Source organism: Acidaminococcus hominis, assembly GCF_022484025.1.
GTDB lineage: Bacteria > Bacillota > Negativicutes > Acidaminococcales > Acidaminococcaceae > Acidaminococcus > Acidaminococcus hominis.
Genome location: NZ_JAKVMG010000001.1, coordinates 2,406,732 through 2,422,377, shown reverse-complemented (window position 1 = coordinate 2,422,377; position 15,646 = coordinate 2,406,732). Strand labels below are relative to the sequence as shown.

The following is a 15,646-nucleotide window of genomic DNA, read 5'->3' as shown; positions in this document are numbered from 1 at the left end:
CTGGCCTTACGGACGGACAGAAACAGGGGAAACCATTTCCATGCCAATAAGGATCAGATGAAGTTGTCGAATAATTTTTTATACATTATACGATGTTCCCCGGCAAATTGCAAGCCTTATTTAAGCTGCAATACCCGTCTTCGTTCTTCTGGAACAAGCTCCCGCTGCCCCAGCCGCTGGAAAACGGCTAGGCAAATACGGACCTTCCTATCCAGACAGACGAAAAGCTCCAGGCAATTGCTTGCCTGGAGCTTTGTGTACTTTCCCAGTACAGTGAGCCGATTGTAGGGTTCGCTTAGATAATGCCTCTCAGCTTCATGGGTTCAGCCAAAGCATTCAGGGCTACGATGTAAGCGCCAACACGCATGGTGGTGTTGTACTTCTTAGCAGCATCGTAAACGTTCTTGAAGGCTTTAACCATCATTTTTTCCTGTCTTTCAACTACTTCTTCTTCAGTCCAGAAGTATCTGTACAGGTTTTGTACCCATTCGAAGTAAGAAACAGTTACGCCGCCGCCGTTGGCCAGAACATCAGGAACAACGGGGATGCCTCTCTTTTGCAGAATCTTATCAGCATCTGCATCGGTCGGGCCGTTAGCAGCTTCAACGATGATTTCAGCTTGGATCTTGTCAGCATTCTTGCCGGTGATCTGCAGTTCCAGAGCAGCCGGAATCAGAACGGTAACTTTTTGTTCCAGAACTTCTTCGTTGGTGATGGCTTTTGCACCAGGATAGCCTTTGATTACGCCGCCATTGGTCTTAGCGTATTCTTCCAGTTTGTAGGGATCCAGGCCATTTTCGTCATACAGGCCGCCGCTGATGTCGCTCAAAGCAACAATCTTCAGGCCGGCATCATGAGCGCATTTAGCGGTCCAGCTGCCTACATTACCGAAACCTTGGATAGCCAGGGTGGATTTCTTAGGATCCTTGCCAGCTACTTTCAGAGCTTCCAGAGCTGCAGTGATTACGCCGCGGCCGGTAGCGGAAGTTCTGCCCAGGGAGCCGCCCATGCAAACTGCTTTACCAGTGATAAAGCCCGGTTCGTAGGAGCCGCTGATCTTGGAGAATTCATCGCACATCCAAGCCATGATTTGGGCATTGGTGTTAACATCAGGAGCAGGGATATCTTTCTTTTCGCCGATTACCGGAGCAATCTTGTCGATCCAGCCACGAGTCAAGCGTTCCAATTCCCCTTTGGACAGCTTGGAAGGATCAACGATAATGCCGCCTTTGCCGCCGCCATAAGGCAGACCAGCAATTGCGCATTTGGTGGTCATCCAGAAACCCAGAGTTTTAACTTCATCCATGGACACGTTCTGATGGTACCGAACGCCGCCTTTAGCAGGTCCCAGGATGGTGCTGTTCTGAGAACGGTAGCCAGTGAATACCTTCACAGTGCCATCATCCATCTTTACAGGGATGCTAACTTCCAGAGTACGTTCAGGTTGAGAAATAACAGCCTCAGCGTTGGGATCCAAGTTGATCAGCTTGCTAGCTTCTTCCATCGGGATCTTTGCCATTTCAAATAAACTCATTTGTAACGCCTCCTAAAATATTATCTAGTGAACCCTTACATGCACATTATAGCATGATTCAGAAATAACAGTTTATTTTTATGTATTTTGTATACAATTTTGTATTCATTGAACAATCCGGCCTTTTCCAGAAGCCGGGTCATCCTCCATAAACTGTTGATAGATGCGGCCAAACGGGATTCCCCCTACAATTTTACCTTTATACTGACGGGGCAATTCGTCAATGACACGGGTCAGATGAACGGAAGAAATGCCGCATTGGACGCTGAGCCAGGCCTCCATAAAGGCAGCCAGATGGTCACAGCCCTTGAGCACTTCCCCATCCACCGGGCTATAGCGGTCTGCATTATACTGGGCAGGGATATCCCCCGACAGGAGAATCAGTTCTCCCCCGTCCCAAATCCGGTTCCGGAACTCATTGACCGTGAAGTTGAGGATATCCTTATGCCACGCTGCCGGCAAAAGGGGCAGCAGGATTTCTTCCATCTGCCGCTGCTCAATTTCCTTGATCAGTTCATCCAGGCCTTCAATGGAACGTTTGATGGGCGAAATGATATCCCGGGTCAGCACCTCCGGCAGGTCATGCCAAAGACCGGCCAGAAAATCGTTGACCACCCGGGCAGGGCAGGCTCCCATATACTGGGCACAGAAGTACCCCATAATGGCAACCACCAGCACATGCCCCATAACGGAGGTTTCCGGCATCCGAGGGGACTGGGACCAGCGTTTCTGGAAGCGAAGCTTCCCAATCAGGTCCACAAATTTCCGGGTTTTCCCGTTCATGGCAATCTTCTGTACCCCGGCCAAATTGGTGTGTTCCTCAATTTCGTCGGCAATGGCGGTTTTGATTTCCTCCACCCCAAAGATTCCCTGATTCATATGATAGATAATCCGGAATTCCCATTCCGTGGCCAAATAATGGGCTGCCCGGAGCAGCTGCTTTTCCAGGGGATGGTCATTGCCATCCAGGTACGCCTGCAGCCGGTCCATAAAGGCAGACCCTGCCAACGAGGGAACCCTCCTGGCCAGTTCCTTATAGACCCACCCATTCAGACGGGGACCACTTTTGCGCATCAATTCGTGAAAAACCGGGGGCTTGATGTCCGTCAAAACAATCCGGTGGAGGAATTCAAAAATACCTCCCTCAATCAGCACCTGCCAATCCAATTGGGCGTGATGATCCTGCTCCTCGTACCGGGCCAGAATATAGGCAATCATCATCTTGTGGGCCTGCTTGTCAAGCTCTGTAAAGCCCTGGGGACGAATGTGGTCATTCCAGCGCTGGATATAGGCAGCTTCAAACACAAACTGGATCAAATCCCGCGGAAGGGCAATCTCCGATGCTGTCACCGTAGTCATGCTGTACCTCCTCTCCCGGACCTAAAATCCGGCTTTCCCATTTTGGCTGCTTTCTGCTTCATATCTAAACTGTATTTCATAGAAACATATTCGTTAGCCTCCTATGAAATTCCTGCAATCTTTTCCGTAACATGAACCGTTTTTCGAATATCGTTTCAAAGGTAGCAAAATCCGGGAAAATTTTACAAAAAAATGGGTTTTTCTTGCCTTTCTTTTCTGTTATCGCAGGGGCAAACATGCTATAATGTGCGTATTGTTTAAAATGTGCGTATTGTTTAAAATAAGAAAGGTCGTGACAACTGAGAGATGAAAGAAATGATTCGCCTGGTGGGTATCACCAAGGAATTTGAGAACAACGTGATTATTCCGCCGCTGGATTTGACCATATACGACGGAGAATTCGTTACCCTGCTGGGACCGTCCGGCTGTGGTAAAACTACCATTCTGCGTATGATTGCCGGACTGGAAACTCCCAGTACCGGTCATATTTATCTGGATGACGAAGATGTAACAAAACTGGCACCCTATAAACGCAATGTCAATATGGTCTTCCAGCATTACGCCCTGTTCCCCCACATGACCGTGGAGGACAACATCCGCTTTGGCCTGATGATGAAGAAGGTCCCCAAGGAAGAACAGCAGGAACGCATCGACCAGGTGCTGTACCTGACCCAATTGGAGAACCTTCGCTACCGAAAGCCCCAGCAGATGAGCGGCGGCCAGCAGCAGCGGGTGGCCATCGCCCGGGCTCTGGTGAACAACCCCAAGGTACTGCTTTTGGACGAACCCCTGGGCGCCCTGGACTATAAGCTGCGGAAAAAAATGCAGCTGGATTTGAAAAATCTCCAGCGCGGCCTGGGCATCACTTTCATCTATGTAACCCATGATCAGGAAGAAGCCCTGACCATGAGCGACCGTGTTATTATCGTCAACGGCGGGCGGATTGAGCAGGACGATCCCCCCACCCGGATTTACCAGGCTCCCAAAAGCAAGTTTGCCGCCAGCTTTATTGGCGAAAACAACTTCTTTGACATTGAGGGAGATGAGGACCATCTGATTTCCGTGCGGCCGGAATTCGTCATCGTTACCAAGGAAGAAGACGAAGACCCGGACAAACCCGGTTCCTTCTATTACGGCACCGTGGTGGAAATCCTGTTCTGCGGCACCTTTGACAAGGTGTTCATCCGTCTGGACAATTCCAATGAGTTGGTCACTGCCTATCAATACTATGATGACCACAAGCGCTGGGAACCGGATGATCGGGTAGGAATCCGGTGGAACGCCAAGGACAGCGTTCGGGTGACGAAATGAAGCGGGGAAAATGGCTGGTATTGCCTTCCATGGGGTGGCTGACAATCTTTTTTGCGCTGCCCCTTTTGATTGTGGTTGCAGTATCCTTTGCCTCCCGTTCCACCTACGGACAGGTGATTTTTCATTGGACCCTGAACAACTACGTGCGTTTTTTTGAGCCTCTTTACATTCAAATTTTCGCTTCCACCCTGTTTACCGCAGTGGTGACCACGCTGTTTACCTTTGCCCTGGGCTATCCCATTGCCTACACCATTGCCATGATCATGCCCAAGCGGTGGCAGCAGATGGGGATTATCCTGGTGATGATTCCTTTCTGGATCAACTTCCTAATCCGGTCCTACGCCTGGGTAATTATTCTCCGGGCCCAAGGCCTGGTGAACACCTTCCTGCTCCATTTGGGCGTCATTGAAGTACCCATGATTCTTTTGTACAACGATTATGCAGTGATGCTGGGCATGGTCTACGCCCTGCTGCCGTTTATGATTCTTCCCATCTACGTTTCCCTGGAACAGATGGACAAACGGCTTCTGGAAGCTGCCAGTGACCTGGGCGCCAAACCCTTTACAGCTTTCCGTAAAGTAACCCTGCCCCTGACCATGCCGGGGGTAGCCGCCGGCTCCATCCTGGTATTCATTTCTTCCCTGGGCATGTTTGTAGTGCCCGATGTAATGGGCGGCGCCAAAAGCGCCCTGATCGGCAACGTCATCCAGGACCAGTTCCTGGCCGCCCGGGATTGGCCTTTCGGCTCCAGCTTGTCCATTATCTTGGCCATTTTGGCCCTGCTGCTCATTGTGCTTTACTATAAGGCCCTCCAGGCCCAGAAGGGAGGCCATCACCATGCAGAAAAGCTGGCGTAGTGCTACTTTGGTTGCCTATTCCCTGGGGGTTTTGGCGTTTCTGTACCTGCCCCTGGTGATTTTGTCCCTGTATTCCTTCAATGAATCCCGAATCAACGCTGTGTGGACGGGCTTTACCCTGAAATGGTACATTTCCCTGCTCCACGATGACCAAGTGCTGTCCGCCCTGGGCAACAGCTTGATTATTGCTTCCATTACTACGGTAGTTACCACCATTATGGGTACCATGGCCGCCCTGGCCCTTCACCGGTACCAGTACAAGTACAAGGCTGCCATGAACAGCCTGCTGTACCTGCCCATCCTGATTCCGGAAATCGTTATGGGCCTGTCCCTTTTGGTGCTGTTCTCCCAGGCCGGCATTCCTTTGGGCAAAATCACCCTGACCATTGCCCACATTACCTTCTGCCTGTCCTTCGTGATTATCACCGTAGGAGCCCGGCTGGAAGGCTGCCGGCAGGACCTGGAAGAAGCGGCCAGCGATCTGTACGCCACTCCCTGGCAGGCTTTCCGGTATGTGACCTTCCCCATGATCCTTCCGGGCATTGTGGCAGGAGCCCTGATGGCCTTTACCCTGTCCATTGATGACTTTGTCATCAGCTTCTTTGTGGCCGGGCCCAACTCCACCACCCTTCCCCTGTACATTTACGCCATGGTAAAACGGGGAATTTCGCCTCAGATCAACGCCCTTTCCACCTGCATGATGCTGATCACCATTTCCCTGGTGGTTGTTTCCCAACTGCTGCAAAAGCAGGGGTATCATTCTTCCAGAAAGGACTGAGCCATGAAAAAAATTAAGATTTTCTTTTTGGTCTGTCTGACCCTTCTCACCGCCCTTTTCAGTACCGGCTGCGGCAGTGACAAGGACAGCGATAAGGAAGTGCTGAACCTGTACAGCTGGGCGGATATCTACGATCCCGCCCTGATCAAGGAATTTGAAAAGGAATATAACTGCAAGGTCAACTACGACGTGTTCTCCAACAACGAAGAACTGCTGGCCAAACTCCAGGCCGGCGGCGCCCAGTATGACCTGATCCAGCCCTCGGACTACATGGTTTCCACCATGATCAAGCTGGGTATGCTGGAAAAGCTGGATAAGGCAGCCATGCCCAACATCCAAAACCTGACCCCCGAGCTGCAGCACCCGGAATTTGACCCCAACCAGGAATATTCCGTGGTCTATACCTGGGGCATGACGGGCATTGTGTACAACAAGAAGTACATCAAGACCCCGCCCACCTCCTGGAATGACCTGTGGGACCCCAAGTACAAAGGCCGTGTCATTCTTCTGAACGACAGCCGGGAAGTACTGGGCATGGGGCTGAAGAAAAACGGCTATTCCTACAATTCCACGGATCCGGAACAGGTGAAAAAGTCTTTCGAGGACTTGAAAGCCCTGGCCCCCGGGGTACTGGCCTATGATACGGACAGCCTGAAGCAGAAATTCATTGCCGAAGAAGGCTGGATTGGAACCATGTGGTCCGGCGATGCCTACTTCAGCCATCTGGACAACCCCAACCTGGGCTTTGTGATTCCCAAGGAAGGCACCACTGTCTGGGCCGATGCCCTGGCCATTCCCAAAGGGGCCAAACACAAGGAACTGGCGGAGAAATTCATCAACTTCCTGTATGACCCCAAGGTCAGCGCCCAGAACTACGAATACATCGGCTACAACGACCCCAACGTGAAAGCCCGGGAATTCCACTCCAAGGAATTCCTGGAGGATCCCATGCTGCAAACCGCAGCGGACAATTTCTCCAAAGGAGAATGGCTCCACGATATTGGAGATGCCATTACCATGTACGACCATTACTGGACGGAGCTGAAGACCGTCAAATAAGCAACAAGAGCAAGAACCCGACAGAACACACCTTCTGCCGGGTTCTTTTCCATTCTCAGGGGCTTTTCCCGTTTTTACATCTAACTTGCTCCTATCAAAAGAATACCGCTTCTAAAGCCCAATTTGGGCCTGAAGCGGCTTTCTTTATTTTTATGCTCTTAAAGCATAATTTATAAAAGTATATAGGTATTTGTTATTCATCTTTTCCTAGTTTATACTGTTTGCAGAAAGGAGAGTCTATGAAAAACCTGCGTTTATTTCTCTTTATTTTAGCCATAGGCGTATTCGGCATCTTGAATACGGAAATGGGAGTCATTGGCATTCTGCCCGCTGTGGCTGAACGCTTTTCCGTTCCCATCTCCCAGGCAGGCCTTTTGGTCAGCTTGTTCGCCCTGGTAGTTGCCGGGGCCGGGCCCGTTATGCCCCTGCTGTTTTCCCGCTTCAACCGGAAAACCGTCATGCTTTTTGTGCTGGGGCTTTTCGCCGTATGCAACCTGCTTTCTGCTTTTACCGACAGTTTTGCCGTACTTTTGGCCGCCCGGATCATTCCCGCCTTCTTTCATCCGGTGTACTGCTCCCTGGCCTTTGCCGCAGCCGCCCAGGAGGCACCCGCTGGTGAGGTCCCCAAAGCCGTGGGCAAGGTAATGATTGGCACCGCCGCCGGCATGGTGGTAGGCGTTCCCGTCAGCAACTTTCTGGCCGCCCAATTTTCTTTAGAAGCGTCCCTGCTGTTTTTCGCAGCAGTAACAGCCCTGGCCTTCCTGGCAACCCTGCTTTGGGTGCCCTCCCTGCCTGTGCATCAGGTTCTGAGCTATGGCAGCCAGCTGGCCGTACTGAAAAAGCCCGTAGTTTGGCAGGCCATTTTGGCCGTGGTATTTATGAACGGAGCCGTCTTCGGTGTCTTCAGCTACCTGGCAGATTATCTGGACCGGGTCACCGGCCTGAACCCCCAAAACGTCAGTCTGCTGCTGCTGCTCTATGGGCTGGCCAATGTGGTGGGCAGCTATATTTCCGGCGGCCTCCTGATCCGCTTTCCCCGCTCTTCGGTCCAAGCCTTTCCCTTTGTGCTGGCCGCCCTGTATGGGCTGCTGAGCTTGGCCGGCACTTCCGCCAGCTTTACCGCTCTGGTAATTCTTCTTTGGGGAATTCTGGGCGGCATCAATGCCAACATGAACCAGTACTGGCTGACCACTGCGGCCCCGGAAGCTGCGGCCTTTGCCAACGGACTGTTCCTGACAGCCGCCAATTTGGGCACCATGGCTGCCAGCCTGCTCTGCGGCCAGCTGATTGACCGCTATGGAACCAGTTTCGTTTTAAGCGGCGGCGTTTTCTTTGCTGCTGTCAGTGCCCTGTTTATTTTCTGGCGTACCAGCCAATCCGGTACCCCAATTTCTGTACTGCAAAAAGGAGGAAATGTATTATGATGTCCAAAGCAAAAAAAATAATGGTATCCCTGCTGCTGTGCAGCAGCGTCTTTTCAGCAGTAGGCTATACGGGAAAAGCCCAGGCAGCTGATTTCTTCGCTCCCCTGCCGGCCACTACCCCGGCTCCCACCGATACCGCCGGCCATCCTGACAACTTTTACAAGAGCAGCCAGGTGACCAAACAGACGGTTTCTTTTAAGAACCTGTATGATATGAAGGTAGCCGGCAGCCTGTTTGTACCCAAAGACCTGAAAAAGGCAGAAAAACTTCCGGCCATTATTGTGGGCCATCCCATGGGCGCCGTAAAGGAGCAAAGCTCCGACCTGTACGCCCAAAAGCTGGCGGAAAAGGGCTTTGTAACCCTGGCCATTGACCTGTCCTACTGGGGCGAAAGCGAAGGCCAACCCCGGAACAGCGTAAACCCCGATGTCTACGCCGAAGATTTCAGTGCCGCCGTGGATTACCTGGGCAAGCAGAATTTTGTCAACCGGGATAAGATCGGGGTTCTGGGCATCTGCGGCAGCGGCAGTTTCGTCATCAGCGCCGCCAAGCTTGATCCCCGGATGAAGGCCGTAGCCACCGTAAGCATGTACAATATGGGCAACGCCAACCGCTGGGGCCTGAACAAATCCCAGACCGTGGAACAGCGCAAGGCCATTCTGGAACAGGCCGCCCAGGAACGCTGGGCAGAAGCTGACGGAGCTCCCGTAAAATATACCAGCGGCACCACCCACGCCATTGACAGCAGCACCAACCCCATCCAAAAGGAATTCTATGATTTCTACCGCACCACCCGGGGCTCCTACACTACGCCGGGAGAAAATCCGGAACATACCACCCATCCGACCCTGGTCAGCAACGTAAAGTTTATGAACTTCTATCCCTTTGAAGATATCGAGACCATCTCTCCCCGGCCCATGCTGTTTATTACCGGCGACCAGGCCCATTCCAAGGAATTCAGCGAAGACGCCTACCGCCGGGCAGCAGAACCCAAGGAACTGTATGTACTACGTAAAGGGCGCCGGCCATGTGGACCTGTACGATAAGGTGGACCTGATTCCCTGGGGCAAACTCACCCAATTCTTCACCAAGTATCTGAAAAACTAAATACCACAGACAAAAAAATTCCTGGCCCCGTAGGGTCAGGAATTTTTTGTTGCAAGCCTTTTGGATAATTTCCCAAGAAACTTATTTGGCAGCAGCTGCCTTATCCTGGGTATTTTCCGTTTTGATTTCTACCGGAGTCACGTTAACGCCCTGGAGCAAAGCTTTCTTGTCTTTGGTCACAAAGAGGAAAGTCAATTGCACATTCGGGGATTTTCTTGCTTTGCCCAAGTAGATCAGACGGTCTGCATCCGGGAACTTGTCCAGCCGTACCAGGGTAGCATCGCTGACTTTGCCCAGTTGGTCGGTAACGCCCTTTTGCATATTGCTGAGAGCCTTATCGTTAAAGTTCTTTTGCAATTCTGGGGTAAAGTTCTTGGATACATCAGCCAGTTCGCCTTGGCCCTGCAGCAGGTTCACTACTTGGGTAACGGTCTTTTCTTCCTGATTCAACAGGTCACTGGCGGGGCTGGCAAAACCCATACTTGCCAAACCCATGGACAAAACGGCGGTCAATGCTAATGCTAATTTCTTCATACGCAAACACCCTTTCCTGTTTTTAAGAATTGACTCTGGTTGGTAAAAAACAATTTTAAATGCTGTCTTTCTCAATCCGTTCCATGGCTTCCTTGGTGCCCTCATGGGTACCGAAAGCGCTGAGACGCAGGTAACCTTCCCCCATGGTGCCGAAACCAGCGCCGGGAGTGCCTACAATGGCCAGGTCATTGAGCAGGTGGTCAAAATATTCCCAGCTGCCCATATGGTTGGGACATTGCATCCAAACGTAAGGAGAATACTTGCCGCCGAAATACTTGTAGCCTTTCTTGTCAAAGGTTTCCATGATCATGCGGGCATTTTCACGGTAGTAAGCCAGCATTTCGCCGCATTCCTTTTCCCCTTCCGGAGACATGGCAGCTTCTGCACCCCGTTGTACAATGTAGTTGACCCCATTGAACTTGGTGGTCTGCCGGCGCAGCCACATTTTGTTCAGGCTCATTTCCTTGCCTTCCGGAGATTTCCGTTTCAGGCCCAGGGGAACTACGGTGTAGCCGCAGCGGGTGCCGGTAAAGCCTGCCGTCTTGGAGAAGGAGCAGATTTCAATGGCATAATCCTTGGCGCCGGGAACCTCGTAAATAGAGCGGGGGATGTTCTCATCCGTAATAAACGCTTCGTAAGCTGCATCGTACAGCAGAATGGCATCATACTTCTTGGCGTATTCTACCCAAACTGCCAGCTGGTCCCGGGTGTAAACGGCACCGGTGGGGTTGTTGGGAGAACACAGGTATACAATATCGGCTTTTACATCAAAGTCCGGCATGGGCAGGAAGCCGTTCTCCGGAGTGCCGTTCATGTACAAAATCTTGCGGCCGCGCATCAGGTTGGTATCCACATAAACGGGATAAACCGGATCCGGAACCAGGATTACGTTGCTGTCGTCAAACAGGTCGGTCATATTGCCGCAGTCGCTTTTGGCACCATCGCTGATGAAAATTTCCTTGCTGTCCAGTTCCACTCCATGACGAGCGTAGTAGGCAACAATGGCTTCATGCAGGAAATCGTAACCTTGTTCAGGGCCATAACCCCGGAAGGTTTCTTTCTTGCCCATTTCCTGGACAGCCTTGGTCATCGCATCCACAACTACAGGAGCCAGCGGCAGGGTAACATCGCCAATGCCCATTTTAATCAATTTCTTTTCGGGATGGGCTTTGGTGAAAGCAGCTACCCGTGCTGCAATATCAGAAAACAAATAGCTGTCCTTTAATTTTGCATAATTGCCATTTACTAAAGCCATAGTAATCTCCTTTATGTGCTGAGCACTCTTATATGTTTATTTTAAATTAGCAATGGGGTAAAGTCAATCCAAGTTATCGGGAAGTTCCATTTCTCCCTCAAAAACAGTGGTGGCCGGTCCCTTCAGGATAATCTCCCCATCGGGCTGGACCTTCACCTGGAGCATACCGCCTTTGGCTTCCACCTTGACGAATTCTCCTGGTTTGCCGGCTTTGCCCAGGGTAAGCACCGTATAGCCTACTGCGCAGGCGCCGGTTCCGCAGGCCCAGGTTTCCCCGCTGCCCCGCTCCCAAACCCGGAATTTCACGTGGTTGGCATCGATTACCTGGACAAACTCCACATTGACCTGTTCCGGAAAGACCGGAGAGGTTTCAATGATGCGGCCCACTTCTTCCACCGGAGCCGTTTCCACCTCGTCCACAAACAGGACAAAATGGGGATTGCCCATGGATACCGCCGTTCCCTGTACCTGGAAGGTACTGCCATCCGGCCGGGTGAAAGTCACCCCTTGGTTGATGCAGGTCTCTGCGTCCCATTGCATAGGAATCAGCTGCGTTCTTGTTTCGGCCTTGCCCATGGCCACTTCGGCCTCCGTCACCTTGCCGTTCTGGACCGTCATATGGATGGTTTTGATCCCGGCCAGGGTTTCCAGGGTAATGGTATCCTTTTTGGTCAAACCCTTGTCATAAACAAATTTGGCCACACAGCGGCTGCCATTGCCGCACATCTTGCCTTCTGAGGCATCGGCATTGAACATACGCATACGGAAATCCGCCTTCTCAGACGGGCAAATGCAGATCAGACCATCGGAACCAACCCCAAAACGGCGATGGCTCACCAGCTCCGAAATTTTCCCCGGCTGCGGCAGCATCTTTTCCATACAATTCACATACACATAGTCGTTTCCACAGCCATGCATCTTTGTGAATGATAGCTTCAAGGCAACAACCTCCTTCTGCCTTCTGCCCCACAGGGAGCAGAATTCTCAATAATAGTAGTATTTTACTGCATTCTGTCCATTCTGTAAAGAAAAACTTGTCACATTTTCGTGACAAGTTTTCATAATTTTGTATACTTTGTTCAGTTTTACTTGACCACCGTTGCCGTATCAAGCAGCGTGCCATTGGGCAGGTAGCAGCGAATCCGCAGCATATTGTCCTGCTTCTCCAGCACCAGATAGTTATCCGTCTCCGGCTGCGGTGCCACCATCACATCCAGGCTATGCCGGGCCCACAGGGAAGGATACCGCACATTGCCGGCCACGCCGGTAATAATGTATAACGGCCCCTGGGGCGCCCGCTGGAAGTTCTGGATAATGCCCCGGTTCCGGTAGGTGTGCAGATGGGCGGACAGTACCAGGTCAATATGGTACTGGTCAAACAGGGGCATCCACTGCCGGCCTTCTTCCGAAAAGCCCTCTTTCCGGTCGGCGCCGGGCCGGGTTTCCGGATTAAAGGCGTATTGCAGGGGATCCTTATGCATCAGCACCACATTCCACTTTTTCTGGTTTTTGGCCATATCTGCCTTGAACCAGGCCATTTCATCCGCCAAAAGACTGGGCTCAAAATCGGCCATTTCCTGGGTTTGGGTATCCAGCACCACAAAGTGCACATCTCCCACATTGAAGGAATAAAACCGGTTGGGATAGGCCTTGTACCCATTGGCCGGCAGGGAGAACAGTTTCATATAGGCTTCCGGCCGGCGAACCTTCCAGTCCAGGTTATAGGTTTCGTGGTTGCCCATAAGAGGCGCCACCGGAATCTTTTCCGCCATGGGTTCCACCACGTCAAACCAGGCATTCCACTGGGAAGCATCCTCCCCATTGTCCACCAGGTCCCCCATGTTGATGAAGAACTGGGCATCCTGGTTCCGTTCCCAGGCGGGCATAGCCGTTTCCTTCCAGACACTGTAATCGCTGGACTGGGAGTCCGGGAATACCAGCGCCTTAAAATCATTGCCCTTAAACGTATGAAGTGCCAGCCAGTTTCCTGCCTTCTTGGCATAGCGGATCCGGTATTCGTAGTCCGTTCCCGGCTTCAGCTTGGTCAAATACGCCGTATGGATGTAGGTTTCCTTGCCCCCATCGGTGAACTTCTCCTCTGCTGCAGAAACCGTCTGGGAGTCATTTTGGCCCTTTACCCGGTATTCCACCACGGGGTTTTCCTGGGCAAAGGAAGACTGCCACATAATGGTCCGGCTGGTGGAAGGATCCGCAGTCATTACCTGCCGGATATTGGTCACCTCCGAACCGGAAATCAAATCGTAGTGGATGGCTTTCTCCTGGCCCCAGCGCAGAGCTTGGAGCACAGGGGCCTTGGCGTAGCTGGGGGCGAACTGCCAAAAGGCAGCGCCCAAACCTGCCAGGCAGACCAAAAAAAGCAGCAGCTTCAAAAATCTGCGGAGCCATTTATTGTGCATATCCATAATCCTCCTGATTGTAAATTGGGTTTCTTTGGTAAGAATATTACTCTTTATTATACCGAAACCTGGGAAAAAAAGAAGCCCCTTTTGCTGGCAGCCGGGCAGAAAGAAAGGACACTCACTGCCGTGGGTGCCCTTAGACAAAGCTTATTTTTTCAGCCAATCCTTTACTTCAGCTGCACCAGCGCCGCCGGCAAAGCGTTTGCCTTCCTGCCAATTGCCGGTTTTTGCTGCTTTGGCCAGGTTGGAGCCGCTGCTGCCAAAAGAGCTGCTGTAGGAAGTAGCAAAAGGAATCACTTTCTTGCCGTCGAAATTATGGTTTTCTACAAAGGTGTAGAGAATATTGGGAGCCTGTCCCCACCAGATGGGATAGCCAATATAAACGGTCTTATAAGAACCCCAGTCAGCCACATCCCCTTTAATGGCAGGACGGATGGACGGATCCTTATGTTCCTTTACGCTCCGGCTATCGTTGTTGTTATAGTCCAAATCGGCCGCCGTATACGGCTGGGCCGCTTCGATAGCATACAGGGTGCCGCCGGTTTCCTGGGCAAGAGCTTCCGCCACCTTTTTGGTATTTCCCGTATTGGAGAAATAGACTACCAAGGTTTTGCCCTCAGCTGCGGCACTGCTGTCCGCTGCAGCTGCCGCCTTATTGCCGCCAGCCGGTGCTGCCGTAGAAGCCGTTTCTCCGCAGGCGCCCACCACAAGGGCCAAACAACAGACCAGAACGGACATCAATTTTTTCCACATAATAACCCCTCCCAAAAAAAGTCAAACTAAATACCCGGAAAACAAGTATGTTTTTCCTACAACAATTATAGTCAGGGTAAGGGAAAATAACAAATACCTATTGAGAATTATCCATGATAGGAAAAAGTAATCATAAAAAGCAATGGAGTCCGTTCTTTAGCGGGCCAGTATATTTTCTCCGCCAATTGCCTACACTCCAGCCTCCTCAAATTTTTCAATTCCCCGCGCAATAGCCTCTGCAATTTTATCCAGGAAATGCTCGGAGAGCAGCAGCTGTTCCTCCCTTTTATTCGTCATAAACAGGCATTCCACCAAAGCACTGGGCATTGAAGATTTGCGATTGACGTACAGCCGGGAAGCAAAGATGCCTCGATCCGTCACAGCAGCCGTTTTCATTAACTCAGTCTGTAGGTCATAGGCAAAGTTCTTATCATAGGGTGTCTTGGGCGTATAATACGTGGAATAGCCTCCAACACTGCGATTCGTACTCGCATTGCAATGAATACTGAGAAACAGGTCAGAACGGGTCTTTTCGGCCACATCAACGCGGGCCTGGAGTTCCTGCTGATCCGTAGCCGTAGGTCCAAAAACATCGCGGTCACTATATCGCGTTAAATAGACCGTTGCTCCCTTCTGTTCAAGGAGCTTCTTTACCCGAAGGGCAAGAGGCAGGGTTACTTCCTTTTCCTTGAGCCCGCTTTCAAGGCCATGGGTCCCAGGATCGGAACCCCCATGACCAGGGTCTAGCGTAATCCGTTTCCCTTTGAGTCCGCCCCCTACCCTGTATTCTCGCTCGAATACAGGCGCCACGTCGATTACAATGCGCGGCGGCCGTTTTGTTTCCGCATCGGCCTTCAAAGCAAATATCTTAAAATCCGCCCGGGTTGGGTTTTCATCCGTATGGATATGAATTAACGTCCCTTTTGGCGTCTTTTGCAAACGGACCGTCCTTACGTGAGTGGATTCACGCGGCTGGTAGATGGGAGCGATTGAGGGTTCCAGTATGCCATTAATAAAAATATGGGCCTCTCCTTCCAAGATTTTTGTCTTGTAAGGAAGCGGCTCATCCGATTCAATCACAACCCCTAGCTGCCCTTTCTGGTTGACTCCATAAGATACACCCACAATGTGCCCTGCCGCTTCTGCACTGCCCCAAAAACAAAAAAACAGCAATAACAAAACAATCCATTTTTTCAAGTCTTTCAGCTCCTTACTTGCAAATAATTTGCGTTCGCTTTTAAATTATAGTTAGTGT

At 51.3% G+C, this 15,646-nt stretch carries 13 protein-coding genes and 1 pseudogene; 6 read left to right on the top strand and 8 right to left on the bottom strand.

What is annotated here, in order from left to right; all coding sequences use genetic code 11:
* Positions 1–295 precede the first annotated feature (295 nt).
* Both LKE88_RS10925 and LKE88_RS10920 read right to left on the bottom strand, forming a co-directional pair.
* Complete coding sequence (locus LKE88_RS10925; protein WP_105326906.1) at positions 296–1,534, bottom strand: Glu/Leu/Phe/Val family dehydrogenase; 1,239 nt, start codon at positions 1,532–1,534, stop codon at positions 296–298.
* A gap of 105 nt (positions 1,535–1,639) precedes the next feature.
* Complete coding sequence (locus LKE88_RS10920) at positions 1,640–2,893, bottom strand: HD domain-containing protein (RefSeq protein WP_270441587.1); 1,254 nt, start codon at positions 2,891–2,893, stop codon at positions 1,640–1,642.
* Between the two features lie 306 nt (positions 2,894–3,199).
* On the opposite strand from LKE88_RS10920, the gene LKE88_RS10915 reads away from it, so the two are divergent.
* The 6 genes and pseudogenes from LKE88_RS10915 (at position 3,200) to LKE88_RS10890 (ending at position 9,429) form a co-directional block, all read left to right on the top strand.
* Positions 3,200–4,204, top strand: a complete 1,005-nt coding sequence (locus tag LKE88_RS10915) for an ABC transporter ATP-binding protein (RefSeq protein WP_105326905.1) — start codon at positions 3,200–3,202, stop codon at positions 4,202–4,204.
* Entirely contained in the window at positions 4,201–5,061 is an 861-nt protein-coding gene (locus tag LKE88_RS10910) for an ABC transporter permease (protein WP_105326904.1), read from the top strand. Before LKE88_RS10915 ends, LKE88_RS10910 begins: the two co-directional genes overlap by 4 nt.
* The gene (locus LKE88_RS10905; protein ID WP_105326903.1) at positions 5,042–5,839 is read left to right on the top strand and encodes an ABC transporter permease; all 798 of its coding nucleotides are present in this window, start codon (positions 5,042–5,044) and stop codon (positions 5,837–5,839) included. Before LKE88_RS10910 ends, LKE88_RS10905 begins: the two co-directional genes overlap by 20 nt.
* A gap of 3 nt (positions 5,840–5,842) precedes the next feature.
* Positions 5,843–6,898 (top strand): ABC transporter substrate-binding protein, encoded by a 1,056-nt coding sequence (locus tag LKE88_RS10900; RefSeq protein ID WP_105326902.1) that lies wholly within the window; start codon positions 5,843–5,845, stop codon positions 6,896–6,898.
* A 239-nt stretch (positions 6,899–7,137) separates the two neighbouring features.
* The gene (locus LKE88_RS10895; protein WP_270441592.1) at positions 7,138–8,322 is read left to right on the top strand and encodes an MFS transporter; all 1,185 of its coding nucleotides are present in this window, start codon (positions 7,138–7,140) and stop codon (positions 8,320–8,322) included.
* A 20-nt stretch (positions 8,323–8,342) separates the two neighbouring features.
* A pseudogene (locus LKE88_RS10890) lies at positions 8,343–9,429 on the top strand (alpha/beta hydrolase).
* A gap of 81 nt (positions 9,430–9,510) precedes the next feature.
* Here the strand turns inward: LKE88_RS10890 and LKE88_RS10885 are convergent.
* The 6 genes from LKE88_RS10885 to LKE88_RS10860 form a co-directional block, all read right to left on the bottom strand.
* Entirely contained in the window at positions 9,511–9,963 is a 453-nt protein-coding gene (locus LKE88_RS10885; RefSeq protein ID WP_146109056.1) for a hypothetical protein, read from the bottom strand.
* Between the two features lie 55 nt (positions 9,964–10,018).
* Positions 10,019–11,218 (bottom strand): LL-diaminopimelate aminotransferase, encoded by a 1,200-nt coding sequence (locus LKE88_RS10880; RefSeq protein ID WP_105326899.1) that lies wholly within the window; start codon positions 11,216–11,218, stop codon positions 10,019–10,021.
* A gap of 63 nt (positions 11,219–11,281) precedes the next feature.
* Positions 11,282–12,157 carry a diaminopimelate epimerase gene (gene dapF / locus LKE88_RS10875; RefSeq protein ID WP_105326898.1) on the bottom strand — a complete coding sequence of 292 codons (876 nt, stop codon included), beginning with the start codon at positions 12,155–12,157 and terminating at the stop codon, positions 11,282–11,284.
* A gap of 146 nt (positions 12,158–12,303) precedes the next feature.
* Complete coding sequence (locus LKE88_RS10870) at positions 12,304–13,635, bottom strand: purple acid phosphatase family protein (RefSeq protein ID WP_270441596.1); 1,332 nt, start codon at positions 13,633–13,635, stop codon at positions 12,304–12,306.
* A 150-nt stretch (positions 13,636–13,785) separates the two neighbouring features.
* Entirely contained in the window at positions 13,786–14,391 is a 606-nt protein-coding gene (locus tag LKE88_RS10865; RefSeq protein ID WP_270441598.1) for a flavodoxin, read from the bottom strand.
* Between the two features lie 189 nt (positions 14,392–14,580).
* On the bottom strand, positions 14,581–15,588 hold the full coding sequence (locus LKE88_RS10860; protein ID WP_276803577.1) for an N-acetylmuramoyl-L-alanine amidase family protein: 1,008 nt from the start codon (positions 15,586–15,588) through the stop codon (positions 14,581–14,583).
* Positions 15,589–15,646 lie beyond the last annotated feature (58 nt).

Coding starts and splice junctions, on each gene's coding strand:
- LKE88_RS10895 (WP_270441592.1), top strand. CDS start 7,138: ATGAAAAACCTGCGTTTATTTCTCTTTATTTTAGCCATAGGCGTATTC.
- LKE88_RS10900 (WP_105326902.1), top strand. CDS start 5,843: ATGAAAAAAATTAAGATTTTCTTTTTGGTCTGTCTGACCCTTCTCACC.
- LKE88_RS10870 (WP_270441596.1), bottom strand. CDS start 13,635: ATGCACAATAAATGGCTCCGCAGATTTTTGAAGCTGCTGCTTTTTTTG.
- LKE88_RS10905 (WP_105326903.1), top strand. CDS start 5,042: ATGCAGAAAAGCTGGCGTAGTGCTACTTTGGTTGCCTATTCCCTGGGG.
- LKE88_RS10925 (WP_105326906.1), bottom strand. CDS start 1,534: ATGAGTTTATTTGAAATGGCAAAGATCCCGATGGAAGAAGCTAGCAAG.
- LKE88_RS10920 (WP_270441587.1), bottom strand. CDS start 2,893: ATGACTACGGTGACAGCATCGGAGATTGCCCTTCCGCGGGATTTGATC.
- LKE88_RS10865 (WP_270441598.1), bottom strand. CDS start 14,391: ATGTGGAAAAAATTGATGTCCGTTCTGGTCTGTTGTTTGGCCCTTGTG.
- LKE88_RS10885 (WP_146109056.1), bottom strand. CDS start 9,963: ATGAAGAAATTAGCATTAGCATTGACCGCCGTTTTGTCCATGGGTTTG.
- LKE88_RS10915 (WP_105326905.1), top strand. CDS start 3,200: ATGAAAGAAATGATTCGCCTGGTGGGTATCACCAAGGAATTTGAGAAC.
- LKE88_RS10910 (WP_105326904.1), top strand. CDS start 4,201: ATGAAGCGGGGAAAATGGCTGGTATTGCCTTCCATGGGGTGGCTGACA.
- LKE88_RS10880 (WP_105326899.1), bottom strand. CDS start 11,218: ATGGCTTTAGTAAATGGCAATTATGCAAAATTAAAGGACAGCTATTTG.